The sequence below is a fragment of the Rhodococcus rhodochrous genome, assembly GCF_900187265.1.
GTDB classification, from domain to species: Bacteria; Actinomycetota; Actinomycetes; order Mycobacteriales; family Mycobacteriaceae; genus Rhodococcus; species Rhodococcus rhodochrous.
The window spans coordinates 3,611,991-3,638,493 of record NZ_LT906450.1; the positions used below are offsets into that span (position 1 = coordinate 3,611,991).

Annotated in this window: 29 protein-coding genes; 16 read left to right on the top strand and 13 right to left on the bottom strand. The window is 69.4% G+C overall.

Annotation, left to right across the window (positions count from 1 at the left end):
- Window positions 1–45 precede the first annotated feature (45 nt).
- Window positions 46–525 carry a MarR family winged helix-turn-helix transcriptional regulator gene (locus CKW34_RS16595; RefSeq protein ID WP_059382273.1) on the top strand — a complete coding sequence of 160 codons (480 nt, stop codon included), beginning with the start codon at window positions 46–48 and terminating at the stop codon, window positions 523–525.
- 10 nt (window positions 526–535) lie between these two features.
- On the opposite strand, the gene CKW34_RS16600 is transcribed toward CKW34_RS16595, so the two are convergent.
- The 6 genes from CKW34_RS16600 to CKW34_RS16625 all read right to left on the bottom strand — a co-directional run bounded on the left by CKW34_RS16600 (window position 536) and on the right by CKW34_RS16625 (window position 7,587).
- Entirely contained in the window at window positions 536–2,980 is a 2,445-nt protein-coding gene (locus CKW34_RS16600; RefSeq protein ID WP_059382274.1) for an FtsX-like permease family protein, read from the bottom strand.
- Window positions 2,977–3,762, bottom strand: a complete 786-nt coding sequence (locus CKW34_RS16605; protein ID WP_059382275.1) for an ABC transporter ATP-binding protein — start codon at window positions 3,760–3,762, stop codon at window positions 2,977–2,979. Before CKW34_RS16605 ends, CKW34_RS16600 begins: the two co-directional genes overlap by 4 nt.
- A gap of 112 nt (window positions 3,763–3,874) precedes the next feature.
- Window positions 3,875–4,504: a response regulator gene (locus CKW34_RS16610; RefSeq protein ID WP_228525194.1), complete on the bottom strand. Its 630-nt coding sequence runs from the start codon at window positions 4,502–4,504 to the stop codon at window positions 3,875–3,877.
- 100 nt (window positions 4,505–4,604) lie between these two features.
- Window positions 4,605–5,795: a sensor histidine kinase gene (locus tag CKW34_RS16615; RefSeq protein ID WP_059382277.1), complete on the bottom strand. Its 1,191-nt coding sequence runs from the start codon at window positions 5,793–5,795 to the stop codon at window positions 4,605–4,607.
- A gap of 12 nt (window positions 5,796–5,807) precedes the next feature.
- Entirely contained in the window at window positions 5,808–6,281 is a 474-nt protein-coding gene (gene purE / locus CKW34_RS16620; RefSeq protein ID WP_050993434.1) for a 5-(carboxyamino)imidazole ribonucleotide mutase, read from the bottom strand.
- Between the two features lie 31 nt (window positions 6,282–6,312).
- Window positions 6,313–7,587: a 5-(carboxyamino)imidazole ribonucleotide synthase gene (locus tag CKW34_RS16625; protein WP_059382278.1), complete on the bottom strand. Its 1,275-nt coding sequence runs from the start codon at window positions 7,585–7,587 to the stop codon at window positions 6,313–6,315.
- 189 nt (window positions 7,588–7,776) lie between these two features.
- Here CKW34_RS16625 and CKW34_RS16630 point away from each other — a divergent pair, with 189 nt between their 5' ends.
- Entirely contained in the window at window positions 7,777–8,313 is a 537-nt protein-coding gene (locus CKW34_RS16630) for a GtrA family protein (protein WP_059382279.1), read from the top strand.
- Window positions 8,314–8,382: 69 nt separating this feature from the next.
- Here CKW34_RS16630 and CKW34_RS16635 read toward each other — a convergent pair whose 3' ends face one another.
- From CKW34_RS16635 to CKW34_RS16650, 4 genes are all read right to left on the bottom strand, one after another.
- On the bottom strand, window positions 8,383–9,690 hold the full coding sequence (locus CKW34_RS16635; protein WP_059382280.1) for a sensor histidine kinase: 1,308 nt from the start codon (window positions 9,688–9,690) through the stop codon (window positions 8,383–8,385).
- 10 nt (window positions 9,691–9,700) lie between these two features.
- Window positions 9,701–10,384, bottom strand: coding sequence for a response regulator transcription factor (locus CKW34_RS16640; RefSeq protein WP_059382393.1), 684 nt, complete (start codon window positions 10,382–10,384; stop codon window positions 9,701–9,703).
- 75 nt (window positions 10,385–10,459) lie between these two features.
- Complete coding sequence (locus CKW34_RS16645; protein WP_059382281.1) at window positions 10,460–11,023, bottom strand: PH domain-containing protein; 564 nt, start codon at window positions 11,021–11,023, stop codon at window positions 10,460–10,462.
- Between the two features lie 55 nt (window positions 11,024–11,078).
- A complete protein-coding gene (locus tag CKW34_RS16650) occupies window positions 11,079–11,924 on the bottom strand; it encodes a biotin--[acetyl-CoA-carboxylase] ligase (RefSeq protein ID WP_059382282.1) in 846 nt (281 codons plus the stop codon).
- A 116-nt stretch (window positions 11,925–12,040) separates the two neighbouring features.
- Here CKW34_RS16650 and CKW34_RS16655 point away from each other — a divergent pair, with 116 nt between their 5' ends.
- The 3 genes from CKW34_RS16655 to CKW34_RS16665 all read left to right on the top strand — a co-directional run bounded on the left by CKW34_RS16655 (window position 12,041) and on the right by CKW34_RS16665 (window position 14,828).
- Window positions 12,041–13,681: an acyl-CoA carboxylase subunit beta gene (locus CKW34_RS16655; protein WP_016694905.1), complete on the top strand. Its 1,641-nt coding sequence runs from the start codon at window positions 12,041–12,043 to the stop codon at window positions 13,679–13,681.
- A 156-nt stretch (window positions 13,682–13,837) separates the two neighbouring features.
- Window positions 13,838–14,164, top strand: coding sequence for an acyl-CoA carboxylase subunit epsilon (locus tag CKW34_RS16660; RefSeq protein ID WP_059382283.1), 327 nt, complete (start codon window positions 13,838–13,840; stop codon window positions 14,162–14,164).
- Window position 14,165: 1 nt separating this feature from the next.
- On the top strand, window positions 14,166–14,828 hold the full coding sequence (locus CKW34_RS16665; RefSeq protein ID WP_059382284.1) for a Maf family protein: 663 nt from the start codon (window positions 14,166–14,168) through the stop codon (window positions 14,826–14,828).
- 30 nt (window positions 14,829–14,858) lie between these two features.
- Here the strand turns inward: CKW34_RS16665 and CKW34_RS16670 are convergent, their stop codons facing one another.
- Complete coding sequence (locus tag CKW34_RS16670; RefSeq protein ID WP_059382285.1) at window positions 14,859–15,275, bottom strand: group III truncated hemoglobin; 417 nt, start codon at window positions 15,273–15,275, stop codon at window positions 14,859–14,861.
- A 62-nt stretch (window positions 15,276–15,337) separates the two neighbouring features.
- Between CKW34_RS16670 and CKW34_RS16675 the strand changes: the two genes are divergently transcribed.
- The 11 genes from CKW34_RS16675 to CKW34_RS16725 all read left to right on the top strand — a co-directional run bounded on the left by CKW34_RS16675 (window position 15,338) and on the right by CKW34_RS16725 (window position 24,220).
- Window positions 15,338–16,231 carry a sulfurtransferase gene (locus tag CKW34_RS16675; protein ID WP_059382286.1) on the top strand — a complete coding sequence of 298 codons (894 nt, stop codon included), beginning with the start codon at window positions 15,338–15,340 and terminating at the stop codon, window positions 16,229–16,231.
- The gene (locus CKW34_RS16680) at window positions 16,228–16,641 is read left to right on the top strand and encodes a SufE family protein (RefSeq protein ID WP_059382287.1); all 414 of its coding nucleotides are present in this window, start codon (window positions 16,228–16,230) and stop codon (window positions 16,639–16,641) included. The genes CKW34_RS16675 and CKW34_RS16680 overlap by 4 nt, the downstream gene beginning before the upstream one ends.
- 7 nt (window positions 16,642–16,648) lie before the next feature.
- A complete protein-coding gene (locus tag CKW34_RS16685; protein WP_059382288.1) occupies window positions 16,649–18,109 on the top strand; it encodes a condensation domain-containing protein in 1,461 nt (486 codons plus the stop codon).
- A 120-nt stretch (window positions 18,110–18,229) separates the two neighbouring features.
- Complete coding sequence (locus CKW34_RS16690; RefSeq protein ID WP_059382289.1) at window positions 18,230–20,020, top strand: acetyl/propionyl/methylcrotonyl-CoA carboxylase subunit alpha; 1,791 nt, start codon at window positions 18,230–18,232, stop codon at window positions 20,018–20,020.
- Window positions 20,021–20,156: 136 nt separating this feature from the next.
- Entirely contained in the window at window positions 20,157–20,534 is a 378-nt protein-coding gene (locus tag CKW34_RS16695; RefSeq protein WP_059382290.1) for a DUF1707 SHOCT-like domain-containing protein, read from the top strand.
- Between the two features lie 119 nt (window positions 20,535–20,653).
- Window positions 20,654–21,091: a DUF1707 SHOCT-like domain-containing protein gene (locus CKW34_RS16700; protein WP_059382394.1), complete on the top strand. Its 438-nt coding sequence runs from the start codon at window positions 20,654–20,656 to the stop codon at window positions 21,089–21,091.
- Between the two features lie 3 nt (window positions 21,092–21,094).
- The gene (locus CKW34_RS16705) at window positions 21,095–21,457 is read left to right on the top strand and encodes a VanZ family protein (RefSeq protein WP_059382291.1); all 363 of its coding nucleotides are present in this window, start codon (window positions 21,095–21,097) and stop codon (window positions 21,455–21,457) included.
- Between the two features lie 97 nt (window positions 21,458–21,554).
- Complete coding sequence (locus CKW34_RS16710; RefSeq protein WP_059382292.1) at window positions 21,555–21,872, top strand: SAV_915 family protein; 318 nt, start codon at window positions 21,555–21,557, stop codon at window positions 21,870–21,872.
- Window positions 21,869–22,150, top strand: coding sequence for a hypothetical protein (locus CKW34_RS16715; protein WP_059382293.1), 282 nt, complete (start codon window positions 21,869–21,871; stop codon window positions 22,148–22,150). The genes CKW34_RS16710 and CKW34_RS16715 overlap by 4 nt, the downstream gene beginning before the upstream one ends.
- A gap of 2 nt (window positions 22,151–22,152) precedes the next feature.
- Complete coding sequence (locus tag CKW34_RS16720) at window positions 22,153–23,298, top strand: hypothetical protein (protein ID WP_229565202.1); 1,146 nt, start codon at window positions 22,153–22,155, stop codon at window positions 23,296–23,298.
- The gene (locus CKW34_RS16725) at window positions 23,285–24,220 is read left to right on the top strand and encodes a hypothetical protein (protein WP_059382295.1); all 936 of its coding nucleotides are present in this window, start codon (window positions 23,285–23,287) and stop codon (window positions 24,218–24,220) included. Before CKW34_RS16720 ends, CKW34_RS16725 begins: the two co-directional genes overlap by 14 nt.
- 3 nt (window positions 24,221–24,223) lie before the next feature.
- Here the strand turns inward: CKW34_RS16725 and CKW34_RS16730 are convergent, their stop codons facing one another.
- Window positions 24,224–25,054: a tyrosine-protein phosphatase gene (locus CKW34_RS16730; protein WP_059382296.1), complete on the bottom strand. Its 831-nt coding sequence runs from the start codon at window positions 25,052–25,054 to the stop codon at window positions 24,224–24,226.
- Window positions 25,055–25,102: 48 nt separating this feature from the next.
- Complete coding sequence (gene lat, locus CKW34_RS16735) at window positions 25,103–26,437, bottom strand: L-lysine 6-transaminase (RefSeq protein WP_059382297.1); 1,335 nt, start codon at window positions 26,435–26,437, stop codon at window positions 25,103–25,105.
- Between the last annotated feature and the right edge of the window lie 66 nt (window positions 26,438–26,503).

Genomic DNA, 26,503 nt, shown 5'->3' on the forward strand with positions numbered 1-26,503 from the left:
GCCCATAATGGACACCGACCCGCCTAGGAGTGATGAAGCGCACACATGGACAAGCCGACGCACCTGATCGAGTTCGAAATCATGCTCCTGGGGCGGCATCTCACCTTCTTCGGGCCGCGCCGGCGCGACGCCGGGCACCTCGATCGCAGCGCCTACACGATGCTGAGCCGGTTGTGGGCCCAGGGACCGATGACCATCGGACAGCTCAGCGAGGCATTCGGTCTCGACGCCTCCACTGTGAACCGGCAGACCGCGGTCCTGTTGAAGTCGGGACTCGCTGAGCGCATCCCCGACCCGGACGGCGGTATCGCCCGCAAGTTCCGGATCACGGATGAGGGTGAACGTCGACTCGACGACGAACGCGCCCGAGCCGTCGAAGGACTCGAGCGCGTTCTGGTCGACTGGGACGCCGAGGACGTGACGCGGTTCGCCCGCTATCTCGAGCGGTTCAACACCGACATCGAGCGGCTGTCCGGGGCACCGTGGACCCGACCGGCCCACATCCGCCCGCCCGGCGAGGACTGAGTTCCCCCGGTCACCCGGCCATCGCCGCGACCGGCGACACCCGGCTCGCGCGCTGGGCGGGGACGAGCGACGCCACCACACCCGCGAGACCGCCCACCAGGACGATCGCTGCGAGCTGCCACCACGGCACCGCCCCGAATTCGATGTGACCCGTGCCGATCACCGAGGCCGTGCCGGCCGCACCGAGCAGCAGACCGAGCACCACGCCGAGCAGCGACGCCACGCCGGCGATGATCGACGCCTCCCGCACCAGCAGACTCCGCACACCGGCCCGCGAGAGACCGACCGAGCGCAGCATCGCGGTCTCCCGTCGCCGCTCGAGCACCGACAACGCCATCGTGTTGCCCACGCCGATCAGGGCGATCACCACAGCCACGGACAGCAGCCCGCCGACGATCAGCAGCATCGTGTCGAGAATCTTCTCGAGCATCTGCCGCATCTGCACCGCACCGACCACGTCACTGCCCGGAACCTCGGCCGCGGCGATCCGCGACAGGTCGTCGGAGACCGCGACGAGGTCCTCGTCCGACAGTCCCCGATCGAGTTTCAGCCACAGGGTGTCCGCCGTGACGGGACCGGCGACGGCGGTCAGATCGCTCCACTCGATCATGTCGGGCATCCCGATCTCCGTCGTGGCGACGGTCAGCTCGCGTGCGCCCACCGGGCCACCGACGGTCACGACAGCTCCGTCGTCCACGCCCACCGATCTCGCCAGGGACCGTTCGAGCACGATCGTCCCAGCCTCGGGAAGCCGCACGTCCGTCCGGACGGTCGAGGCCATCGCCGCGGGATCGACGCCGAGGACCGACGCCTCCGTGCCACCGATCATGAGGTCGACGGTGGCGAGCTCGGCTCCGCTGTGCACCCGGTCGACCGCCGTCAGCCGCTCGATCACCTCCGGTGCGAGACCGTCGCGTTCGGGCGCGGTCACGGCCATGTCGACGGGGAAGTTCTCGTCGATCACGTCGGGCGCACCGCCCTTGAGCGTGCCGATCCCCACGACGAGGGTCGAGGTCAACGTCACACCGATGAACAGCGCGGTGGCCGTCGACGCGGTGCGGCGAGGATTGCGCCGCGCGTTGCCCGCGGCGAGCGCCGCGAGCGGACCACCGGCACGGGCGAGCACGTCCCCCACCGCACCGACCGCGGCGGGCACGAGACGGCGGGAGGCGAGCACGACACCGACGAACAGCAGCAGTCCGCCGGGGCATGCGACGAGCACGTTCGCCATGACGACCCCGAGCCCGAGCAGTGCCGTGCCGCCGAGGATCGCCAGCGCGGCGCAGATGCGGCGCACCCACGAGTCGCGTACCGGTTCGGGGCGGGTCTCGAGGGGCTGCAGGGCCGCGAGCGCCCGCACGCGGGTCGCCGCACGCGCGGCGCCGTTCGCGGCGACCACCGTCATGCCCGTTCCCACGATCAGACCCGCGAGCACCGTCGTGGTCGTCACCGAGATCGATGTGAGCGGGAGCGGGGCGTCCACGGCCTGCGCGACGGCCACCACGGCCGCGGCGAGTCCGGTCCCGCCGAGCACGCCGAGGACGGCCGCGACGAGACCGACGACGAACGCCTCACCGCGGACACTGCGCCGGATCTGGGCGGACGTCACGCCGACGCAGCGCATCAGGGCCAGTTCGCGGGTGCGCGCGGCGAGCAGGACGGAGAAGGTGTTCGCGATGACCAGGCCGGCCACGACCACCGAGATCGCCGCGAAGCACAGCAGGACGTTGCGCAGCAGGGCGACGTCCCCGACATAGCCGTCGGCGACCGCCGTGGCGCGATCGGCACCCGGCACGACGTCGACACCCGGCATCGGCGCAAGTGCCGCTCGCACGGCGTCGGCGTCACCGACGGCACGGACCTCCCAATCCGTCGTATCGCCGGACCACGACCGCACCTGTGCGACGTCGACGAAGACCGATCCCGGGCTCAGGGCGAGCGGCGATCCGTCGAGATCGACGACGCCGACGACCTCCACGGTGGTCGGGGGCACGGAACCCGTCAGGTCGGCGACGGTGATCTCGTCACCGATCGCCCGGCCGGACGACGAGCCGACGGCCACCTCACCCGGGTTCGACGGCCAGCGGCCGTCCCCGAGTTGCTGCCACCGCAGGGCGCCCTCGGGTGCGATGCTCGTCGCGGTGCCGTTCGAGGACGACCCGTCGGCGCCGATCAGCCGGACGGGACCGCTGACGTCGAGCGCCGCCGCCTCGACTCCCGGTGTCGTGGCGACCAGCGTGAGCACCTCGTCGGGTGCGACGGTGGAGTCGACGGGAAGAGCGACGGCCGCGACCCCCTCGTACCGGGCCGCGGTGGATTTCGAGACCGACGCGCTCACCGTGTCGCCGAGCACGAGGGTCGTGACGACGAACGCGACCGCGACGAAGACCGCCAGCGCGGACGCGACGTACCGCCCCCGATGGGCGCGGGCCTGGGCCAGGACGAGATGCCTCATCGGACCGGCACCACCGTTCGGGAGGTGCGCAGGTCGCGAAGCGCATCGAGCACCGAATCCGCTGTGGGTTGCGCGATCTCACCGGCGAGCCGACCGTCGGCGAGCAGCACCACCCGATCGGAGTAGGAGGCCGCGACCGGATCGTGCGTCACCATCACCACGGTCTGGCCGGTCTCCCGCACGCTCGACCGGAGCATGGAGAGCACCTCCGCGCCGGACTGCGAGTCGAGGTTTCCGGTGGGTTCGTCCGCGAAGATCACGTCGGGCTGCGGCAGGAGCGCCCGCGCTACGGCGACGCGTTGCTGCTGACCGCCGGACATCTCGTGGGGAAGATGGTCGAGCCGGTCGGTCAGACCGAGCCTGCCGGTCACCTCGTCGAACCAGTCCGGCGCCGGGCGCGAGCCTGCCAGCCGCATCGGCAGCAGGATGTTGTCGCGGGCGGTGAGCACGGGCAGCAGATTGAACGCTTGGAAGACGAAACCGATGCGGTCGCGGCGCAGTTCGGTGAGCACCGCATCGGGGGCGGTGCTGATCTCGACGTCGGCGCGGCGGCCGTCACCGTGGAGGATCACGCGCCCGGAATCGACACCGTCGAGACCGGCGAGGGCGTGCATGAGCGTCGACTTGCCGGATCCGGACGGTCCCATGATCGCGGTGAAGCGTCCCCGCTCGAAGGCGATGGACACCCCGTCGAGGGCACGCACCTCGGCGTCGCCGCGGCCGTAGACGCGGACGACCCCCTGAGCCGAACATACCGGTACGAAAGAGCTGATCGAAGTCATGCTTCGACGCTAGAAACGATGCGGCGCACGCACATCGACCCGCGAGTCGATCTTCGCCGCCCCGGTGTCCTCCCCCGGGAGGACCGGTCGTCTCCGGGATGGCACCACGGTCCTACTCCCCCGAGCCGAGCAGATCGTCGGGATGCACGAGACCGGCGCGGAAGGCGAACAGCACCGCCTGCACGCGGTCGCGCGATCCCGTCTTCGCCAGCACCCGGCCCACGTGGGTCTTGACGGTCGTCTCGGAGAGCACGAACCGCTCGGCGATCTCCCCGTTGGTCAGGCCGTGCGCCATCGCGACGAGCACCTCGAGTTCGCGCGGGGTCAGATCCTCGGGCACCGCGACCGGCACCGCGCGCCGCTCCGCACCGTCGAGCAACGGCGAGACGTGGTGCAGCAGTGAGCGGGTCGCGCGCGGGGCCATCACGGCGTCACCGCGGTGCACCGTCCGTACCGCGGCCAGCAGGTCCTCGGGCGGCGCGTCCTTGAGCAGGAAGCCGCTCGCACCGGCGGCGATCGCCTGGACGACGTAGTCGTCGTTGTCGAAGGTGGTGAGCACCACGACCTTCGGCGCGTCGGCGGAGCGCAGCAGCGACCGCGTCGCCGAGATGCCGTCGACCCGCGGCATCTGCACGTCCATCAGCACGACGTCGGCGCGAACCCGTTCGAGTTCGGCGACGGCGGCCTCACCGTCGGACGCCTCGACGACGACCTCGATGTCCGGCTGCGATTCGAGCACCATGCGGAAACCGGCGCGCACGAGCTGCTGGTCGTCGACGAGCCCAACACGGATGGTCGTGTCGGGGCGGGTGTCGCGGGCGGGTTCGGTCACGGACGCCACCCTAGGGGGAGACCGCCGGTGCGGGCAGTTCGGCACGGACCCGGTAGCCGCCACCGTCCCTCGGACCGGCCGCCGCGCGACCGCCGTGCAGCCGGGCCCGCTCCTCGATACCGGTCAGCCCCTGCCCACCCGGGCGGGCCTCGACGAGCGCCGCCGCTCCCCTGCCGTCGTCGACGATCTCGACGACGAGCGTGTCGGGCCGCCAGTCGAGACGGACGTGGGTGCGGGCGCGGGGACCCGCGTGCTTGAGGACGTTGGTGAGCGATTCCTGCACGATCCGGTAGACCGACAGTCCCAGTCCCTCGGGCACCTCGCGGCTCTGCCCGTCGACCGAGAACTCGACCTCGAGCCCGCTCGTGCGCATCTGCTCGACGAGCGCCGGCACGTCGCCGACCCCGGGTGTAGTGGTGAACTCGCGGGGCGTGTCCTCACGGAGCACCGACAGCAACCCGCGCATGTCGGTCAGCGCGCGACGCCCGGTCTCGGCGATGGTGGTCAACGCCCCCGTGGCCGCCTCCGGGTTCGTCGCGGCGGCGTAGCGACCACCGTCGGCCTGCGCGATGATCGCCGTGAGCGAGTGCGCGACGATGTCGTGCATCTCCCGGGCGATGCGGGTGCGCTCCTGGGTGGCGGCCAGTTCGGCCTCCTTGAGACGTTCGAGTTCGAGCAACCGGTTGCGCTCGGTGAGCGAATCCATCTCGCGCAACCGCAACCCGCGGACCCGGCCGAACGCCCACACACCGGCGAGGAAGACCGCGACGAAGGTGGCCGTCACGAACGCTTCGAGCGCGGTGCGGCCGTCGTAGCCGAAATAGCGCACCCCGGCGAGTGCGCCGCCGGCGACCGCGACGGGCAGCGCGGTGTTGGCGGCCCACCGCGGAGCGTAGGCGGCGAGCGCGTACACCGCGATCGGCACCGCGATCGCCGAGATCGGCAGGACCTCCGGCAGGACGAGCAGGTGCGCGTAGGCGGCGAGCGCGACGAGCGAACCCGCCACCACCGGGCGGGTCCTGCGACAGGCCAGCGGCAGCGTGAGCGCGAGGGTGACGAACAGACCCGCCACCGATCGCGCGTCCGCCACGTGCAGGGCGGCCCCGAACAGGGCGAGCACCGCGGCCAACGCCCCGTCGATCACTCCGGTGTGCCCGCGGGCCCACCGGTTCCAGCGTTCGAGCAGCGGGGTCGTCTGCACGGCGACGCTCCGTCAGCCGAGCAGCTTCTGCCGCAGCGCCTCGTCCTTCTCGAGCACCATCTGCTCGAGACCCGCCTGGAACTTCTCCATCTGCTCGCGCAGCGCCGGATCGGAGGCACCGAGGATGCGCGCGGCGAGCAGACCCGCGTTGCGGGCGCCGCCGATCGAGACGGTGGCGACGGGGACACCGGCGGGCATCTGCACGATCGACAGGAGCGAGTCCATACCGTCGAGGTACTTCAGCGGCACCGGAACACCGATCACCGGCAGCGGGGTCGCCGAGGCCACCATGCCGGGCAGGTGGGCGGCGCCGCCGGCGCCCGCGATGATGACCTTGATCCCGCGACCGGCGGCGTCCTTGGCGTAGTCGAGCATCCGCTGCGGCGTGCGGTGCGCCGAGACGACACCCACCTCGAAGCGGATCCCGAACTCGACCAGCGCCTCGGCAGCGGCCTGCATGGTCGGCCAGTCCGAGTCGCTGCCCATGATCAGGCCGACCTGTGCACCCTGTGCCACGTCACTCACCGCTTTCTCCCGTGTGTTCGTTCCAACCGTCGGTCCACACCGCGTGCGAGAGCCAGTGCGCCGCGCGTTCCGCGCGGTCACGCACGGCGGCGACGTACTCGGGATCGTCGATCGATCCGGACGGCCCACCGAGCACGTTGACGTGGCCGATCTTGCGGTCCTTGCGCTCACCCTTGCCGTAGAGGTGGACGTGTACGTCGGGCATCCGGGCGAACAGGTGGTGGAGCCGCTCGTCCATGCTCATCGCCGGCGCCTCGGGCGCGCCGAGCACGTTCGCCATCACTGTCACCGGGGCGATCGGGCTCGTGTCGCCGAGGGGGTAGTCGAGCACGGCGCGCAGGTGCTGTTCGAACTGGCCGGTGCGAGCACCGTCCATGCCCCAGTGCCCGGAGTTGTGCGGACGCATCGCAAGTTCGTTGACGATCAGCTCACCGGAACGTGTCTCGAACAGCTCGACCGCCATGACACCGACGACGCCGAGCTCTCCGGCGATGCGCAGCGCGAGTTGCTCGGCGGCGGTGGCGACGTCCTCGGGCAGATCCGGGGCGGGTGCGATGACGACGGCGCACTGGCCGTCGCGCTGGACGGTCTCGACGACCGGCCACGACGCGCCCTGGCCGAACGGGGACCGCGCGACCATCGCCGACAGTTCGCGAGTCCACTCGACCTTCTCCTCGGCGAGGAGCGGGACACCTGCGGCTAGCTGCTCGGCGACGACCTTCTCGAGTTCGGCGCGGTCGTCGAGGATCCACACGCCGCGGCCGTCGTAGCCGCCGCGTGCGGCCTTGAGCACGTACGGATCGCCGAGCGTGTCGAGGGCGGCGCGGGCGTCCTCGACGGAGGTGATCTCCGCAAACTTCGGCATCGGTGCGCCGAGCTCACCGAGCCGCTTGCGCATCGCGATCTTGTCCTGGGCGTAGATCAGGGCCTGCGGGGGCGGCAGCACGGCGACGCCTTCGCGCTGCAGGACCTCGAGATGCCGGGTCGGTACGCCCTCGTGGTCGAAGGTGAGGGCGTGCGCGCCGGTCGCGGCGCGGCGGAGGGCGTCGAGGTCGTCGTGGCTGCCGAGCACCACGTCCGGGCTGACCTGCGCGGCGGGTTCGTCGACGCTCCCGGCGAGGACGCGCAGCGTCTGACCGAGCGCGATCGCCGCCTGATGGGTCATCCGCGCGAGCTGTCCACCACCGATCATCGTGACGACCGGCATACCCGTCGTCAGGGTGCGGGGCGTGTCGGATCTGGGGGACGATTCAGGTCTGCCTGTCACGGCTGTCCATGGTGTCACAGCATGTCGTGGCGTCGTTCCGCTGCTCCCCTGCCGAGCGGCGAGGGACCTCCCACCGACCCGTTGCGGCGTGTGCCGACGCTGCGGGACGACCCGCGCGGCGGTGTGGGAATGCCGACATGTGCGGTCGGGTTTCGGAAATTCACATCTTCGTTTCGTACACTTCTCCAAGTGACAATCGTCGATGAAGCGTTGAGCAGAGTTCCCCAGCCTTTCCGGGGGCTGTTGCTCCGGCATCGCGAATTGATCAAATTCGCCATCGTCGGCGGCACCACCTTCGTGATCGACTCGGTGATCTTCTACACGCTCAAGCTCACAATTCTGTCCGACAAGCCGGTGACCGCCAAGATCATCGCCGGTGTCGTCGCGGTGATCTGCTCGTACATCCTCAACCGCGAATGGTCCTTCCGTAATCGCGGCGGCCGCGAGCGCGCCCACGAGGCGTTCCTGTTCTTCTTCGTCAGCGGTATCGGCGTCGTGCTCTCGTTCATCCCGTTGTGGATCTCGAGTTATGTCTTCAACCTGCGCGTACCCGAGGTGAGCCTCGCGACGGAGAACATCGCCGACTTCGTCAGCGCGTACATCATCGGCAACCTGCTGCAGATGATCTTCCGCTTCTACTGCTTCAAGAAGTTCGTCTTTCCGGAAGAGATGGTTCCGGACGCTCCCGTCGACGAACCCTCCGAGCAGCAGCTCGACCCGTCCTGAGCCCGAACCGTCCTGAGCCCCGACCCGTCCTGAGCAGAGCACCCCGACCGGTCCCGACCGGATGACGGTCTAGCGCGGTTCGCGCGTGCCGTTCGGCACGGGGGCGTCCCGATCGCGGGGCGCGCCGAGGAACAGCGCGAACAGTGCGGGCCGGCGTCGTTGCAGTTCGAGACGACCGCCGTCCGCCTCAGCGAGGGCGCGCGCGAGCGCCAGCCCGACCCCGGTCGACCCACCGCCGGAGAAGCCGCGGTCGAAGACGTACGGCGCGACCTCGTCGCTGACGCCCTCTCCCTCGTCGGCCACCTCGACACACACGGTGGCGTCGCCGCGGGTCGCGACCTGCCTGACCGAGACCGTGCACGTGCCGCCTCCGTGCACGAGCGCGTTGTCGACGAGCACCGCCACGGCTTCACGCAACCGCGAACCGGTGACCGCCGCCCGCAACGACGGATCGCCGCGCAGCACCAGCTCCCGTCCCGCCTCCTCGTAGGGGCCGCGCCAGTCGGCGACGACCCCGGTGAGTTCGCCGACCACGGAGACGTCGGTGCGTTGGTCGGCGCTGCTGTCGCGGGACTGGCGCACGAGGCCGTCGATCGCGGTGGTCAGCCGGTCCACCTGCGCCATGGCCGCCTCGGCCTCCTCCACCACGGCGGGATCGTCGTGTGTGGACAGCTCGTCGAGCCGCAGCCGGATCGCGGTCATCCGGGAGCGGAGCTGGTGCGAGACGTCGCCGACGAGCGCGTGCTCGCGCTGCAGGCGGTGCGAGATCTCCACGGCGGCCGAATCCAGGACGTCGGAGACGCGATCGAGTTCGGGGATACCGTGGCGCCGGGCCACCGGGCGGAAGTCGCCCTCGGCGAGACGGGCCGCCCGGTTCGCCACGTCGCGCAGCGGGTCGGCGAGCCGTCGGGCGGTCGCCACCGCGACCAGCGCTCCGGCCGCGACGGACAGCAGCACCAGCAGGCTCACCGCGGCGAGCACCTGCTGCTGCAGGGAGCGCATGCTCTCCGAGGGGACCTCGATGAGCAGCGAGCCCGACGTTCCCATCGACAACGATTCGACGATCGACGCCTCGAGCACAGGGGTGCCGATGTCCAGCCGCGCCGCGACGTTCTCGGGTGTCGGGTAGACCACGACGGCCCGCCCGTCGGTGGGGACGAGCAGGCGCAGGGAGCTCGTGTCGAGGCCACCGACGACGAATCCGTCGGTGCCCTCCTGGGCGATGATCTCGTCGGCCATGCGTTCGAGCCGGTTCTGCAGGTCGCGGCGGGCGGTGTCCTCGACGAACAGGAATGCCGTGTAGGCGAGCGGGATGCCGAGCAACAGCGCGACGAGCAACACGGTCGCCAGGACGGCGTTGAGGATGCGGCTGCGCACGCCGGAGACGCTAGTCGGTGTTCAGCCGGAAACCGACACCGCGCACCGTGGCGATGCGACGTTCCCCGGCCGGCCCCTCGTCGCCGATCTTGCGGCGCAACCACGACATGTGCATGTCGAGTGTCTTGGAACCGCGCAGGTCGGCGTCTCCCCACACCTCCTCGAGGATGGCGTCGCGGGAGACGACCTGCCCCGCGTGCTCGAGCAGCACGCGCAGGAGCTCGTACTCCTTGTTGGCGAGCGTCACCTCGGAGCCGTCCACGAGAACACGGCGGGCGGCCCGTTCGAGCCGGATCCCGGCGACGTCCACGATGTCGTCGTTCTCCGGTCCGCCGCGCCGGCGCAACAGTGCGCGCACGCGCGCCATGAGCTCGGCGAGACGGAACGGTTTGCCGACGTAGTCGTCGGCGCCGGCGTCGAGACCGACGACGAAGTCGACCTCGTCGGTGCGGGCGGTGAGCATGAGCACGGCCAGATCGGAGCGGCTCGCCCGGATCTGGCGACACACCTCGAGTCCGTCCATCCCGGGCAGACCGAGGTCGAGGATGAGCAGTTCGAACCTGCCCGACAGTGCCTGTTCGAGCGCGGCCGGACCGTTGTCCTCGACGGTCACCTCGTACCCTTCGCGTCCCAGCGCGCGGGACAGCGGTGCAGCGATTGCGTCGTCGTCTTCGGCGAGTAGAACGGCAGTCACCACGCCAGCCTACGGATCGGGGTTCGCTTTGTCGGGATTACCGGTGGGTCGTGTCGGTGCCCCTGCAACTCGTGGTCACCAGGCCTTGCGGTGCTCGTGCTCGTCGCGCCGATAGCGGGTGGTGTGACGGTCGTCGGGACGCTGGTCCTGCGCATCGAAGGCCTGCCGGTAGAGCAGGGCGTGCACCTGCTGGACGTCGGGGATGTCGTCGAACTCGATGGGATCGTCGGCGGCGGAGACCACGACGAGCGTGCCGGTCCGGAGCATCCGGTCGACGAGGCCGTGCCGGAACTGGACGTTGCTGATCCGGCCCATCGGGATGTCGATGCCCGTGTGGGTGAGCACACCGGTGCGGACGAGGACGCGCCGGTCCGTGACGATGAAATGCGTGGTGAGCCACCCGACGAAGGGAGGGACGCACCGCCAGCCGACGAGGCCGATCCACGCCGCGACCACGGCGAGGCCGCACCAGGTCGCGGCGGCACCGTCGAGCCGCGCCTGGACGAGTCCCAGCAGGAAACCCGCAACCATCGTCGACACGAGGAAGGTCGCCGTCGGCAGCACGAGAGACTTCCAGTGCGAATGCCGATGCAGAAGCAACTCTTCCTCGGGTGCGAGGGCGTCCTCCGGGTATCCCATACCGCCCACGATGGCATATGTCGGTCTTGTACCGATGCGAGCGGTCGCAGGGGGCTCAGACCGGTCGCAGATGTGTGATGTCGCCCGCAGCGACCGCCACGGCTTCGCCCCCACCGTCGGGCCGGATCACGATCCGTCCCTGGTCGTCGACGTCGGTCGCGACACCGTGCAGTTCGGTGTCGCCGGGCAGGATCGCGCGGACACGCTGCCCGACCGTGCTGCACCGTTCGCGGTAGGCCGCGGCGAGTTCGGTGGTGTCCCATCCCGCTCGGGCCCACGCCCGGATCCGGTCGCCGAAACCGGCGAGCAGCGCCTGCGCGAGCGGAGTGCGATCGAGTTCGGTGGCGTCCTCGAGCAGCAGCGAGGTGGCGGTGGGGACGGGCAGTTCGTCGCGTCCGAGGGTGGCGTTGATGCCGATCCCCGCGACCACCGTGGGCGCCGGCGAGGTGGCTGCGACCTCGACGAGGATGCCGGCGAGCTTGCGTCCGTCGACGAGGACGTCGTTGGGCCATTTCAGTTGTGCAGCAACGCCGGTGACGGATCGCACGGCGTCGACGGCGGCGATACCGCACAGCAGCGGGAGCCAGCCGATGTTCTGCAGCGGGCACTCGGGCAGCCGCAGCAGGACCGACACGATGACCTGCGCTCCGGGCACACCGTTCCAGGTGCGCGAGTGGCGGCCGCGGCCACCGTGCTGGAACTCGGCGAGCAGCACGCGGCGGTCGTCGCCGTCCGCGGCGACGGCGAGCAGATCCGCGTTCGTCGACGCCGTGTCCGCGACGACGTCGAGGCGTGTGTAGAAGCCCTCGCGCTCGGCGCCGACGAGGGCATCGCGCAGCGCCGCCTCGTCGAGCGGTGTGCGGAGGGCGAGAAGATCGGTCGTGGGCCGGTCGGATGCCATGTACACAGCCTAAAGTGGACCTTCGCTACCTACCCGCCGGTAGGTCCGGAGTGGTGGTCCGGCCTTCGGGACCTCGATGCAGCGGCCTTGTATGACGATCGCTAAGCTGACTGGCCATGACCACTGTCCAGGAGCCGTCCGCGCCCGAGGCGGCGAGTACGCCCGATATCCACACCACCGCCGGCAAGCTGGCCGACCTGCGCAACCGTCAAGCACAGGCCCGGGTCCCGGTCGGTGAGGCCGCAGTCGAGAAGGTTCACGCCAAGGGCAAGCTGACCGCTCGCGAGCGCATCCAGGCGCTCCTCGACGAAGGATCGTTCGTCGAGCTCGACGCCCTCGCTCGCCACCGCAGCACCAACTTCGGCCTGGCCGACAACCGTCCGCTCGGCGACGGCGTCGTCACCGGCTACGGCACGATCGACGGCCGCGACGTCTGCGTCTTCTCGCAGGACGCCACCGTCTTCGGCGGCAGCCTCGGCGAGGTCTACGGCGAGAAGATCGTCAAGGTCATGGACCTGGCCCTCAAGACCGGCCGTCCGCTGATCGGCATCAACGAGGGCGCCGGCGCGCGCATCCAGGAGGGGGTCGTCTCCCTCGGCCTCTACGGTGAGATCTTCCACCGCAACGTGCAGGCCTCCGGTGTCATCCCGCAGATCTCGCTGATCATGGGCCCCGCGGCCGGTGGTCACGTCTACTCCCCCGCGCTCACCGACTTCGTCGTGATGGTCGACCAGACCAGCCAGATGTTCGTCACCGGCCCCGACGTCATCAAGACCGTCACCGGCGAGGACGTCACGATGGAGGACCTCGGCGGCGCCCACACCCACATGGTCAAGTCGGGTGTCGCGCACTACGTCGCCGACGGCGAGCAGGACGCCCTGGACTACGTCAAGGACCTGCTGTCCTACCTGCCCAGCAACAACCAGGCCGCTGCGCCGCGTCTCGCGCCGAGCGACCCGATCGAGGGCGCGATCGAGGATTCCCTCACCGCGGAGGACATCGAGCTCGACACGCTCATCCCGGATTCGCCGAACCAGCCGTACGACATGCACGAGGTCATCCGTCGCCTGCTCGACGACGACGAGTTCCTCGAGGTCCAGGCCGAGCGCGCGAAGAACATCATCGTCGGCTTCGGTCGCGTCGACGGCCGCAGCGTCGGCATCGTCGCCAACCAGCCCACGCAGTTCGCCGGCTGCCTCGACATCGACGCATCCGAGAAGGCCGCGCGCTTCGTCCGCACCTGCGACGCGTTCAACGTGCCGATCATCACGCTCGTCGACGTTCCCGGCTTCCTGCCCGGCACGGAGCAGGAGTACAACGGCATCATCCGCCGCGGCGCCAAGCTGCTCTACGCCTACGGCGAGGCGACCGTCGGCAAGATCACGGTCATCACCCGTAAGGCCTACGGCGGCGCGTACGACGTCATGGGTTCCAAGCACATGGGTGCCGACGTCAACCTCGCATGGCCCACCGCGCAGATCGCCGTCATGGGTGCCTCCGGCGCCGTCGGCTTCGTCTACCGCAAGCGCCTGCTCGAGGCCGCCAAGAACGGCGAGGACGTCGACGCGCTGCGCCTCGAGCTGCAGAACGAGTACGAGGACACCCTGGTGAACCCGTACGTCGCGGCCGAGCGCGGTTACGTCGACGCGGTGATCCCGCCGTCGCACACGCGCGGTCAGATCGTTTCCGCGCTGCGCCTGCTCGAGCGGAAGATGGTTTCGCTCCCGCCGAAGAAGCATGGAAACATTCCGCTGTGACGCTCCGCGGCAGGACCGGGCGCATCCCGGTCCTGCCGCGACCGTACGGCGTAGCACGTCGCCGACGACGTGCGATGAACCCGAGAGAGGGATCGACATGACAGCGACCCGGTGGGCATCCGATGCCCGTGTGGACGCGTATCCGGGGGGTGCCCTGTGACAGCGACGGCAGAGGACAAGATCATCACCGAGTTCGAGGTCGAAGAGCAGTCGCCCGCGGTCGAGGCCACGGCCGCCGACGGTGCGGCCGAAGCGCCCCAGGAGAACACCGCGGTCGCCGAGACCGCGGCCGCCATCCGCATCGTCAAGGGCAACCCGTCCGACGAGGAGATCGCGGCTCTCGTCGCCGTGCTCGCCGCTGCCGCTGCGTCGGCGAGCGACGAGGTCGTCGACACCCGGCCGCCCGAGACCTGGGGTGATCCGACGCGGATGCACCGTCGGTGGGCGCCGTTCTCGCCGTATTCGTACCCGAACCGCGGCTGACATGCCCCGGCTCGTTCTGGCCTCGGCTTCACCCGCCCGCCTCGCGGTTCTCCACGCGGCGGGCGTGAAGCCGTTGGTGCAGGTGTCGGAGGTCGACGAGGACGCACTGATCGCGTCCCTCGGGCCCGGCACGCCACCGGCGCAGGTCGTCACCGAGCTCGCCCGAGCCAAGGCCACCGACATCCTGCCCGTCCTGCGCGAGCAGAGGCTGCGCGACGCCGTCGTCATCGGATGCGATTCGATGCTGCTGATCGACGGTGCTCTGCAGGGCAAGCCCGGCACCGTCGAGGCGGCCCGGAAGCGCTGGCGGACGATGGCCGGTCGCAGCGGTGAGCTGCTCACGGGCCACGCCGTGCTCCGCATCCGGGACGACGAGGTCGTCGCGGAGGCCGCCGACCACAGCGGCACCGTCGTACACTTCGGCACCCCCACCGACGAGGAACTCGAGGCATATCTCGACAGCGGTGAGCCGCTCGAGGTGGCCGGTGCCTTCACGCTCGACGGTCACGGGGGCTGGTTCGTCGAGCGCATCGAGGGCGATCCGTCGTCGGTGATCGGCATCGGGTTGCCGCTGGTGCGGCGCCTCCTCGCCGAGGTCGGCATCTCCGTCGCACGCTTGTGGGCCGAGAACGCCGCGATCCCCCTCGAGTCGCTCGAGAACTGAGCCGGACCGGCGAATCCGGTCGCGCGGGCTCTATCGAGCCGTGCCGCCGTACAGGGTCTTCTGCAACGAGCCCACCATCGCCGCGGCCTTGCTCTTCGCGCGCTCCGCGTCCACGCCGTGGAACATCTCGTCCACGGTCCCGCACCACAACTGCAGCCACCGCTCGAATCGGGCGGGGGTCAGTCCGTGGTGTCCGTGCAGCGCCCGGTGCACCGGCACGAATGCTCCGCGATAGCGGGTCGTGCGGAAGAGGATCTGCTCCCAGAAGTCGCCGACGACCACCAGATGGTCGTCGAGTCCGACCACAGCGAGCACGTCGAAGGCCGGCGCGAGCACGGGATCGTCGAGGGCCCGTTCGTAGAACCGCCGGACCAGCAGGTCGATGTGCTCCCGCGATGCGAGCTCGACCGGGACCGCCCGGTCGCCGTTGGTGTCACTGCGGGTCACGTCCCGTCACGGTACCGCCTAGAATCGACGGCGCACCTGCCACCACAGCCTCAGGAGCCCATGTGCCCGTCGCACCCGATAGCAACCCTTCGTTCGCCGTCTACGCGGATCCCAACCGTCTCGTGTCGACGGAATGGTTGTCCGCTCATCTCGGCCATCCCGAAGTGAAGGTCGTAGAGTCCGACGAGGACGTCCTGCTCTACGACGTGGGGCACATCCCCGGTGCGGTGAAGATCGACTGGCATCTCGATCTCAACGACCCCGTCACCCGCGACTACATCGACGGCGAGCAGTTCGCCGCGCTGATGGACCGCAAGGGCATCCGCCGCACCGACACCGTGATCATCTACGGCGACAAGTCCAACTGGTGGGCCGCCTACGCGCTGTGGGTCTTCACCCTCTTCGGTCACGAGGACGTCCGTCTGCTCGACGGTGGCCGCGACGCGTGGATCTCCGAGAACCGCGACACCACCCTCGACATCCCCGTCGCCACGACGAGCGGCTACCCGGTCGTCGAGCGCAACGACGCGCTGATCCGCGCGTTCAAGGACGACGTCCTCGCGCACCTGGGCAAGGGCCCGCTGGTCGACGTGCGGTCGCCGCAGGAGTACACCGGCGAGCGCACCCACATGCCCGACTACCCGGAGGAGGGCGCCCTGCGCGGCGGCCACATCCCCACCGCGGTGTCGATCCCGTGGGCGAAGGCGGCGGCGCCGGACGGCCGGTTCCGTTCGCGGCCCGAACTCGAGGAGATCTACGGCGACATCGACAAGGATGCCGACGTGATCGCCTACTGCCGGATCGGCGAGCGTTCGAGCCACACCTGGTTCGTGCTCACCTACCTGCTCGGATACTCGAACGTGCGCAACTACGACGGTTCGTGGACCGAGTGGGGCAACGCGGTCCGCGTGCCCATCGTCAAGGGCGAGGAGCCCGGAGAAGCGCCGGCAGCATGAGCATCCCCGCCCCGCTCGCCGAGATCGTCGACGACTTCGCCGCCGTCGAGGGTCAGGACAAGCTGCAGTTGCTACTGGAGTTCAGCCGCGAGCTCCCGCCCCTTCCCGCGGAGCTGGAGGAGGCGGCGATGGAGCCGGTGCCCGAGTGCCAGTCGCCGCTGTTCCTGTCCGTCGACGCATCCGACCGTTCGCGGGTGAAGCTCCACTTCAGCGCCCCCGCGGAAGCGCCGACCACGCGCGGCTTCGCGTCGATCCTGCATCAGGGACTCGATGGTCTGAGCGCGCAGGAGATCCTCGACGTACCCGACGATTTCTACGCGTCGCTCGGGCTCGCCGAGGCGGTCAGCCCGCTGCGGCTGCGAGGAATGAGCGCGATGCTCACGCGTATCAAGCGGCACCTCCGAGCCTGACGCGGTCATGGAGTTCACCGAGCTCGCCGACTACCGGATCCCCCCGGGTGTTCTCACCGAATGGCTGCCGTGCGCGGCCGAGGACGACTGGCGCGAGGACCCCCGCCCCGCCTCGTACATCCACGAGGCGCATCTGAGGCGTACCTCGGGGGTCCGGTACGGCGGGGGCCGCGACTCGTGGCTCGGCACGGCCTTCGAGGTCGCCGGTCCGCTCGACACCGAGCGGTTCCGGCGGTCCCTGCAGCGGTGGATCGACCGGCACGAACCGTTGCGCAGCCACGCGCACCTCGCCGAGGAGCAGAGCGGCGGCGGTCTGGTGCGGCGCACCGCTCCCCCGGGCCGGGTGTCGGTGCGGCCCATCCGGCACGATCCCGCCGATCCCGGCACCATCCACGACCACCTCCTCGGCCTGTTCGACGACTACACGACGCCGCACCTGTGGCCGTCCTACGTCTTCGCGACGCTCGAGCGGACACCGGACGGGAATGCCGACGACGCGGGGAGCGCGAAGGACACCGACGAGCGGTTCACGGTCTTCTTCGGCGCCGACCACTCCATCATCGACGGGTACTCGGTGGTGCTCGTGGCGCACGAGATCTCGGCGCTCTACGAGGAGGAGCGCACCGGTCGCGCCGCCGACCTGTTCCCGGTGGGCAGTTACATCGATTTCGGCGCCGCCGAACGCGACGACTCCGCGCAGCTCGACGACCACGACGAGGCCGTGCAGATCTGGCGGCGGACCCTCACCGAATGCGGCGGCGAACCGCCCGCCTTCCCCCTTCCGATCGGTCCGCGACCCGCGCACGCCACACCCCAGCAGCGACTCTCGGAACGCTGGTTCGACGACGACGAGGCGAGTGCCTTCGCGGCGTGCTGCCGGCGCGCCGGGACGGGTTTCTTCGCCGGTGTGCTGGCGTGTTTCGGCCGGGCGACGGCCGAGTTCACCGGCGCGGAGCGGTTCCGGACGGTCGCGCCCGCACACACCCGCGCCGGGCCGATCTGGGCGGGTTCGCTCGGTTGGTTCGTCGGCCTGCGCCCGATCGATCTGAAGCTCACGGACACAACGGATTTCGACACTCTGGCGATGCGGGCCGGCGACGAACTGCACCGCACCCGCGCGAGCGCCCGGGTGCCGTTCGTGCGGGTGGGTGAACTCCTCGGCGTGCCCATTCGTCCCCGTTTCGTCGTCTCGTACATGGACGTGCGGTTCGTGCCGATGGCGGCCCAGTGGCCCGAATGGAACGCCCAGGCGCTGCGCAGCCGCAGCTTCACGCACGACGTCTACGTGTGGATCAATCGCACGCCCGAGGGTGTGAACATGTCGGCGCGATTCCCCGACAACACCATCGCGGGCGAGAACGTTCCGAGCCTTCTCACGCGCACTCGCGAACTGATGCACGAGGTCGCGGTGGGTGGGCCGTGGATCGCGCAGCCGGAAACGGCAGCAGTCCCACCTACCGGTGAGTAGCATTGTGCGCTCGAACGGCCGCCGTAATGTATATGGGCATCCGGTTACATCGTCGATCCGATCGCCGCTTAGACTGCCCGTCGACGGAAATAACCTAACGATCGATCAACAGGAGGCTCCGTGCCCAGTCATGCCAGCGCGCAGATCACGAAGGTGCTCGTCGCGAACCGCGGCGAGATCGCTGTGCGGGTCATCCGAGCCGCCAAGGACGCGGGCTACGGCAGTGTCGCCGTCTACGCCGAACCGGACGCAGACGCACAGTTCGTGAAGCTCGCCGACGAGGCGTTCGCGCTGGGCGGCAACACCTCGGCCGAGTCCTACCTGGTGTTCGACAAGATCCTCGACGCCGCCGCCAAGTCCGGCGCCGACGCCATCCACCCCGGCTACGGCTTCCTCTCCGAGAACGCCGACTTCGCCCAGGCCGTGATCGACGCCGGCCTCATCTGGATCGGCCCCTCGCCGCAGTCCATCCGCGACCTCGGCGACAAGGTCACCGCCCGCCACATCGCCGAGCGCGCCAAGGCTCCGATGGCGGCCGGCACCAAGGACCCGGTCAAGAACGCCGACGAGGTCGTCGAGTTCGCGAAGAAGTACGGCGTGCCGGTCGCGATCAAGGCAGCCTTCGGCGGCGGTGGACGCGGCATGAAGGTCGCGCAGACCATCGAGGAGATCCCCGAACTGTTCGAGTCGGCCACTCGTGAGGCCGTCGCCGCCTTCGGTCGCGGCGAGTGCTTCGTCGAGCAGTACCTCGACAAGGCCCGCCACGTCGAGGCCCAGGTCATCGCCGACCAGCACGGCAACGTCATCGTCGCCGGCACCCGCGACTGCTCGCTGCAGCGCCGCTTCCAGAAGCTCGTCGAGGAGGCCCCCGCGCCGTTCCTGACCGACGAGCAGCGCAAGCGCATCCACGACTCCGCCAAGGCCATCTGCCGCGAGGCCGGTTACTACGGCGCCGGCACGGTCGAGTACCTCGTGCAGGGCGACACCGTCTCCTTCCTCGAGGTCAACACCCGCCTGCAGGTCGAGCACCCGGTCACCGAGGAGACCGCCGGCATCGACCTCGTGCGTCAGCAGTTCCGCATCGCCAACGGCGAGAAGCTCGAGCTCACCGAGGACCCGACCCCGCGCGGCCACTCCTTCGAGTTCCGCATCAACGGTGAGGACGCCGGTCGCGGCTTCCTCCCCGCCCCCGGCCCGATCACCGTCTACAAGGAGCCCACGGGCCCCGGCGTGCGCGTCGACTCGGGTGTCGTCCAGGGCGACGTCATCGGCGGTCAGTTCGACTCGATGCTCGCCAAGCTGATCGTCACCGGTGAGACCCGCGAGCAGGCGCTGCAGCGCGCTGCCCGTGCGCTGGCCGAGTTCGAGGTCGAGGGCCTGGCCACGGTGATCCCGTTCCACCGCCACATCGTCCGGAACCCGGCGTTCGTGGGCGACGGCGAGAAGTTCGACGTCTACACCAAGTGGATCGAGAACGAGTGGGAGAACACCATCGAGCCGTACACCGGTGGTGCCCCGATCGAGGACGAGGACGAGGCCCTGCCGCGTCAGAACGTCGTCGTCGAGGTCGGCGGACGCCGCGTCGAGGTGTCGCTGCCCGGCCAGTTCTCGCTCGGCGGTAACGGCGGCGGTGCCGGCGCGATCCGCAAGAAGCCGAAGCCCCGCAAGCGCGGTGGCGGCGGCGCCGGCAAGGCGTCGGGCGACGCGGTGACCGCACCCATGCAGGGCACGGTCGTCAAGGTCGCGGTCACCGAGGGCCAGGAGGTCGCCGAGGGCGAACTCATCGCCGTGCTCGAGGCCATGAAGATGGAGAACCCGGTCAACGCTCACAAGGCGGGCGTCGTCACCGGCCTGGTGGTCGAGCCGGGTGCCGCGGTCACCCAGGGCACCGTGCTCACCGAGATCAAGTAGGACGCCGCTCGAGCAACGCTCGGGCAACACGGCAGCTCCCGACGAGTCCCCCGCATCGCTCACGATGCGGGGGACTCGTCGTATCGGCCGTGTCGCGGCCCGGCTCCTGCGCGCGAAAAACCACTAGCCTGGAGTCATGGCCGACCGCCCCGACATCCGCATAGGCACCGCCGAGCGTGAAGAAGCCGTCGCGCTGCTCGGCGAGCACTTCGCCGCGGGCCGTCTCAGCCTGGCGGAGTTCGACGAGCGGGTCGCGCTCGCCACGCAGGCCACGGTGCGCGGCGACCTGATCCCCCTCTTCGCCGACCTGCCCTCCGCGCCGGCGGCGATGGCTACGACCGGGCCGCGTGATCTGGTGGAACAGCTGCTCACGCTGGTTCCGTTCATCCTGGTCGCGTTGCTCGTGATCGTCGTCTTCCGGCATCCGATCGCGCTGCTCATCGCCTTCGGCGTGCTGTTCGTCGTCGGTCGCCGGGCCTACCGGCTCCTCGGCGAGGGCCGCGGCCCGTCCTGACCTCGCGGTGCCCGGCCGCGCCTTCCTACTCCGGCGGAGATCCTGTAGCGGGTATCACAGCCTTTCGAGGAGCGCCCGTGGCTGTCGCCGGCCCGACGGCACAGGTTAGTGTGACCGGCATGTCAGAACACCCCGACATCCGGATCGGCAACGCAGAACGCAGTGAGGCGCTCGACCTGCTCGGCGAACACTTCGCACTCGGCCGGCTGACACTGTCGGAGTTCGACGAACGCAGCGCGAAGGCGTCGGCCGCCACGACGCGGGGCGATCTCCAGGTGCTGTTCACCGACCTGCCCGCCAACGTCACGGAGCTGCCCACCACGACCCGCGACGACCTGCCGGTGATCACCCCGAAAAACGATTCCGAGCGCTGGCGCGAGATCGTGATGGGACTGACCCCACTCGTCGCGCTCGTGTTGTTCTTCACGTTCGACACGTGGTTGTTCTTCCTGTTGATCCCCGCGATGGGCATCGTCCTGTTCGCCGGTCGCGACCGGGACGGGCACAGCACCGACAGCGACGCCGACGCCCGGCGGGGCGAGAAGAAGAACGCCTGAACCGTGCCGTCCACGCTCCTCCGGCACCGCACTCTGCCACTGATCGTCGCGGTCGTCGTCATCACCGCGATGCTGCTCTCCCCCGGCGGCACCGTGCCGAGCGGTCCGCCGCACGCCGACAAGGTCACGCACGCACTGATGTTCGTGGCCCTCGCGCTCTGCTCCCGCTACGCACGGATCTCCCCCGTCGTCACGGTGGTGTGGCTGGGCCTCTACGGCGTGCTGACGGAGATCCTCCAGGCCACCGTCGCGGTCCGGCGTTCCGGATCGTTCTGGGACTGGTGCGCCGATCTCGTCGGCGTTGCGATCGGCCTCGCCGTCGCGGCCGTCGTCGGCTCACGTTCTCGCACGCGGTCGAAACCGTAAGCATCAACCCGTGATTCGTCACAAACCCTGACGCTGGTAGCCTCCTCCGCGCCGACAGTCCGACGGGGGATCGGACGGGCTGCTCACGGGGGAACGAATGTCGCAGGAACAGGTCGCGGACGCACTACCGACGGTGCTCCCGCCGTATCTCTACCTACCGTGCGCGGAAGCGGTCTCGGATCCGGCCGATGCCACCGTCGACTATCGATATCTCAGCGACGGCCGCATCGCGCTGCTCGCCTACACGGCACTCGACCGTCTCCACTCCTGTTGCGGCGCCGGGCAACCGTGGCTGGTGCTGCCCACGCACGTGCTCCCGCGACTGCGTGAGGCACAGCCGTGGGATTCGCTGCTGCTCGACGTCCCGATACCCGAAGCGGAACGTCGACACCCGGCCTCCGGAGACGCGAGATGAGCCTGTACGTCGATCCCGACGAACTCGATCGGGCCGCAGGCATCTACACGGGTGCGGCCACGGACACCGCAGATCTCGTCGACACCTGCCCCACAAGCGTGGACGCGGGTCTCGCGACCGGCCCGCTCACCGGCATGCTTGCGCAGATCGTCACCGACCTCGCCGGCATGGTCGAGCTCCTCGGCGGAACGGGTGGCCTGCTGACGACCACAGCGCAGACGTACCGGGACGCCGACGACGAGGCCGCCGCCGCGCTCGTCCGGACCTGGTCGGAGTGACCGTGCCGATCGACACCTTCATCGCCGGCAACCCCACCGACATCCGACGGGTCGAGGACTGGATTCGCACGACGCTGGGCACCACGATCGGGAACGTCGCCGACGCCGCGGCCCGGGCGCGTCGCATCGCCGACGACGCCTGGGACGGCGACGCTTCCGAGACCTACCTCGACAGGTCGAGCGAACACGTCCACGCCATCGACGATTTCCACGAGCGGACATCGAGGACCGCCGATGTCTTCGCGGGCCTGGCGGGCGAACTGTCGCGCGCCCTGTCCGACATGGCCGACATCCGCGCTCGCGCCGCGGCCGCGGGACTGCCGGTGGTGTGCAACACGATCAGCGATCCTCCCCCGGGTGACGACGAAGCCGCTTTCCGAAGGACCTCGGCGTATCAAGAAGCGAGCGCAGCCGCCGAGGCGGTGCACGCTCGATGGTCGGTCGCAATCGCAACTGCCGTGAACACCTGGATCGGACACGTGTGGTCCGCGACTTTTCTGACAACCACCGGGTTCGACTCCGCCGACCTGTACCGGAGTGGTCGGGTGAAGGCATTGCTCGAGCTTCGGGAGAGTCTTCGTAACGCAGCACTCCTGTCGATGGAACGATTTCTCGCACTGCCGGACGGCACACCCTACGGTGAACTGCGACGTCTGTTCGATATCGCTCAGCATCCGCTTCAAGACCTCGCCGACACAGGCAGACACCTCGACGACGCGGTACCGCTGTCCCGAACTGCCGCCAGAGTCGCAGGGGCCGCAAACGCTCTCGGTTTCGTCGCCGGCGTCGGGCTGGACTTTTTCGCCGGCGGCGAGTCGCTCGAACAGGCTGTGGCCTCCAACAGCGCGGGTCTGATGGCATCGATGACGACCGGCGCCGCGGTAGGAGCCGCAGTCGGATCGGTCGTTCCCATTGCCGGCACCGCTGTCGGCACTGTGATCGGTGTGCTGGCGGGAACCGCCGGCGGAATCTTCACATCCGGCATGGTCGACCACATCTACGAGTCGGGCACGAGCTCCGCCTTGGGAACGGTCATGGCCGGGGTGAACGAACTCGGAGGTGCAGCAGACGCTACGGCGGATCTCCTCGACGCGACCGTCGGTGGAGTGACGCGACTGGGACGAGGAGTTCTCGATGCAGTTTTCTGACGGTTCCGACCTCCGCACCTACGGAAATCCGCGGGCACTGTACGTCATCGTGTTCACAGCCGTCGTCGGCCTGTTGTTCCCCGCACTTCTCGTCGGCGTCTTCGTCGAACAGGCAACAGCAGGAATGCCACTCGAAGCACCCACCGGCACGACCTTCCTGTTGGCTCTGGGGGCAACGGTTCTGGTGTATCCGGTGATCGGTTTCCTCATGTACAGCCCACGCACCCGAGCGGAGCACATCGTCGCGGAAACCGAAACCGACTTCCCGGCCTTGGTTCTGCGACAGTCACCTTCGGTCTTCTGGGCCGCTCCCGCTCAGATCGGGATGCTGACGCTGATGTTGCTCGCCGCCGTCTGGACGACCCCGAACGCCGGAGACCGGACGAGCGAGAACGTGATCATGACGATCGTCATCTGCTCGTGGCAGGTCGGTTTCTACTTCTTCGTCGCCCGGCGGACGCTGCGCCCCGGCCGGATCGCACTCTCCGTGGACGGAATCCGCTTCAGCGATCACGCCACCGACACCTGGATACCCTGGAACGCCACGGCATCCGGCGTTCAACCCGATCCCCTGTACGTCGTGCTGGTCGCCCTGCCGCAGTGGGGCGCCGTGACGAGCGCACGAGTTCCGTTGCCGTGGCGGATCATCGACGACCGCAAGGACAGCGACCTACGTCCCTCATCCCGACGCCGCCCCGGTCATACTGCCCGCATCGACCGGCGCCGGTTCGAGATCGCACCCGAACTCCTCGACGCCGTGCTCGACCACTATCTCCGCGACCCCGACGCCCGCGCCGAACTCACCGATCCCGACGCTGTCGCACGCCGAGTCGACGAGCTGCGCTCCTACGCACCCGGACCGCGGTGGCGACGCTACGGTCCGGTCCCCGTGCCGACCCTGAGCACGCCGGCGCCGAGGTGACGGTCAGGCGGTCACGTTCGAATCGACGAGCCGGGTCCGCAGGGCCTGCAGGGTGTCGTCGTCGAGACCGAGTCCGGCGGCGAAGTACTGCTCGATGGTTCCGTAGCGCGACAACGCCTCGTCGATCGCCACCTCGAGGTACTCGCGGCGCACACCGAGCAGGGGCGTGATCAGGTCCGGATCGCCGCCGAGCGATGCGAACCGGGCGAAGAAGTCGTCGAAATGCGGGAGCAGTTCGTCGTTGGTGCGGAGATAGTCGGTGAACACGGCCTCCTGGTCGGCGCCGGCGAACAGGAGCAGCGACGCCGCCGCCCACCCGGTGCGGTCCTTGCCGGCACTGCAGTGCACGAGCCCCGGAACGTCGCCGTGCGCGACGGTGTCGGCCAGGGTCCGGTACGACGCCACTGCGCTCGGAAGAGTGACGAAATCGCGGTAGCTCTGACGTAGGTAGTCGGTGGCGCGACCGTCGCCGAGTATCTGCGACACCAACTCCGGATTCGACACGAGTTGCGGCAGCGCCGCCGCGATCGATCCGCCTTCACGATCGGCGAGGACGTCGAGGCCGAGGTGCCGGGCGCCGTCGGGGACGCGATCGGGACGGGCCTGCTGCTCCTCGAGCGTGCGCAGGTCGAAGACCGTCGCGATACTCAGGGCATCGAGGGTCTCGATGTCGGTGTCGGTCAGGCGGCTGAGGTCGGTGGAGCGGAAGACCACCCCGGTGCGGACCACGCCGCCGAACGAACTACGGCAACCGCCGATGTCCCTCAGGTTGGCGAGCGACGGAATCGCGAAGGATTCGCCGCCGGTCACGGTCTCGTCCAGTGCATCGGCCATATCCGACAAGCTACCGCCGTGCGGCCCCGAACAGGGGGACCCGCCCCGTCATTCGTACTGCGAGGTCACCCTGTCGAGCGCGTCGAGGGCCTCGTCGAGCTCGTGGGTGGTGACGATCAGCGGCGGCCGGAAGCGGATGCCGCGCGTGCCCGTCCCGATCACGAGGACGTGCTCGTCGCGGTACAGCCGTCGCAGCACCTCGTCGCGGATCTCCGGAGTCGGGAGATCGACCGCGCACATCAGTCCGCGTCCCCGCGGTTCGGTGACGACCGGTCGTCGCGCGGCGATCTGCTGCAACCCCGACAGCAGGTGCGCTCCGCTCAACCGGGCGCGGTCGATCAGCCTGTCGTGTTCGACGACCTCGAGGATGCGGCGGGCCCGCACCATGTCGGTGAGATTGCCGCCCCACGTCGAGTTGATCCGCGAGCTCACGGCGAACACGTTGTCGGGTACCTCGTCGATGCGTTCACCGGCCATGATCCCGCACACCTGCGTCTTCTTGCCGAAGGCGACGATGTCGGGGGTGACGCCGAGCTGCTGGTAGGCCCACGCGGTGCCGGTCGTGCCGGCACCCGTCTGCACCTCGTCGAAGATCATCAGCGCGTCGTTCTCCCGGCACAACTGTGCGATCGCCCGGAAGAACTCGGGACGGAAGTGATGGTCGCCGCCTTCCCCCTGGATCGGTTCGGCGATGAAGCACGCGATGTCGTGGGGACGTTCGGCGAAGGCGCGGCGTGCCTGTTCGAGGGCCTTCTCCTCGGCCGCGGCGACATCGCGTCCCTCGGCGAGATAGGGCGCGTCGATCCGCGGCCAGTCGAACTTGGGGAACCGGTCGGTCTTGACCGGATCGGTGTTGGTCAGAGACAGGGTGTACCCGGTGCGGCCGTGGAAGGCCTCGGTCAGGTGCAGCACCGATCCGCCCAGGTGGGCGGGCAGACCACGGGACTCGTTGAGGCGGCTCTTCCAGTCGAACGCGACCTTGAGCGCGTTCTCCACTGCGAGCCCACCACCGTCGACGAAGAACAGGTGCGGCAGCGCCGGATCGCCGAGGACGCGCACGAAGGTCTCGACGAAGCGTGCCATGGGCACGGTGTAGATGTCGGAGTTGCTGGGCTTGTTCGCCGCGACGGCGGCGAGTTCGTGCGCTGCCTCCGGATCGGTCAGCGCCGGATGGTTCATCCCGAGCGTGGACGACGCGAAGAACCCGAACATGTCGAGCCACGTGGTTCCGTCCCGGGCGTCGACGAGGCGTACTCCGCGGGAACGGTCGAGATCGAGGACGAGGTCGAAACCGTCGGCGAGCATGTGCCGGCCGAGGATGCTGTGTACCCGGTCGGGGGCGAGGTTCTCGGCACCGTCCGGGTTTCGGAATGCAGTGCTCATGACCCCACCGTACGCGATAATCAACGGGGCAAACCCGGTATCACAGCAACACTTACGGCGTAGATG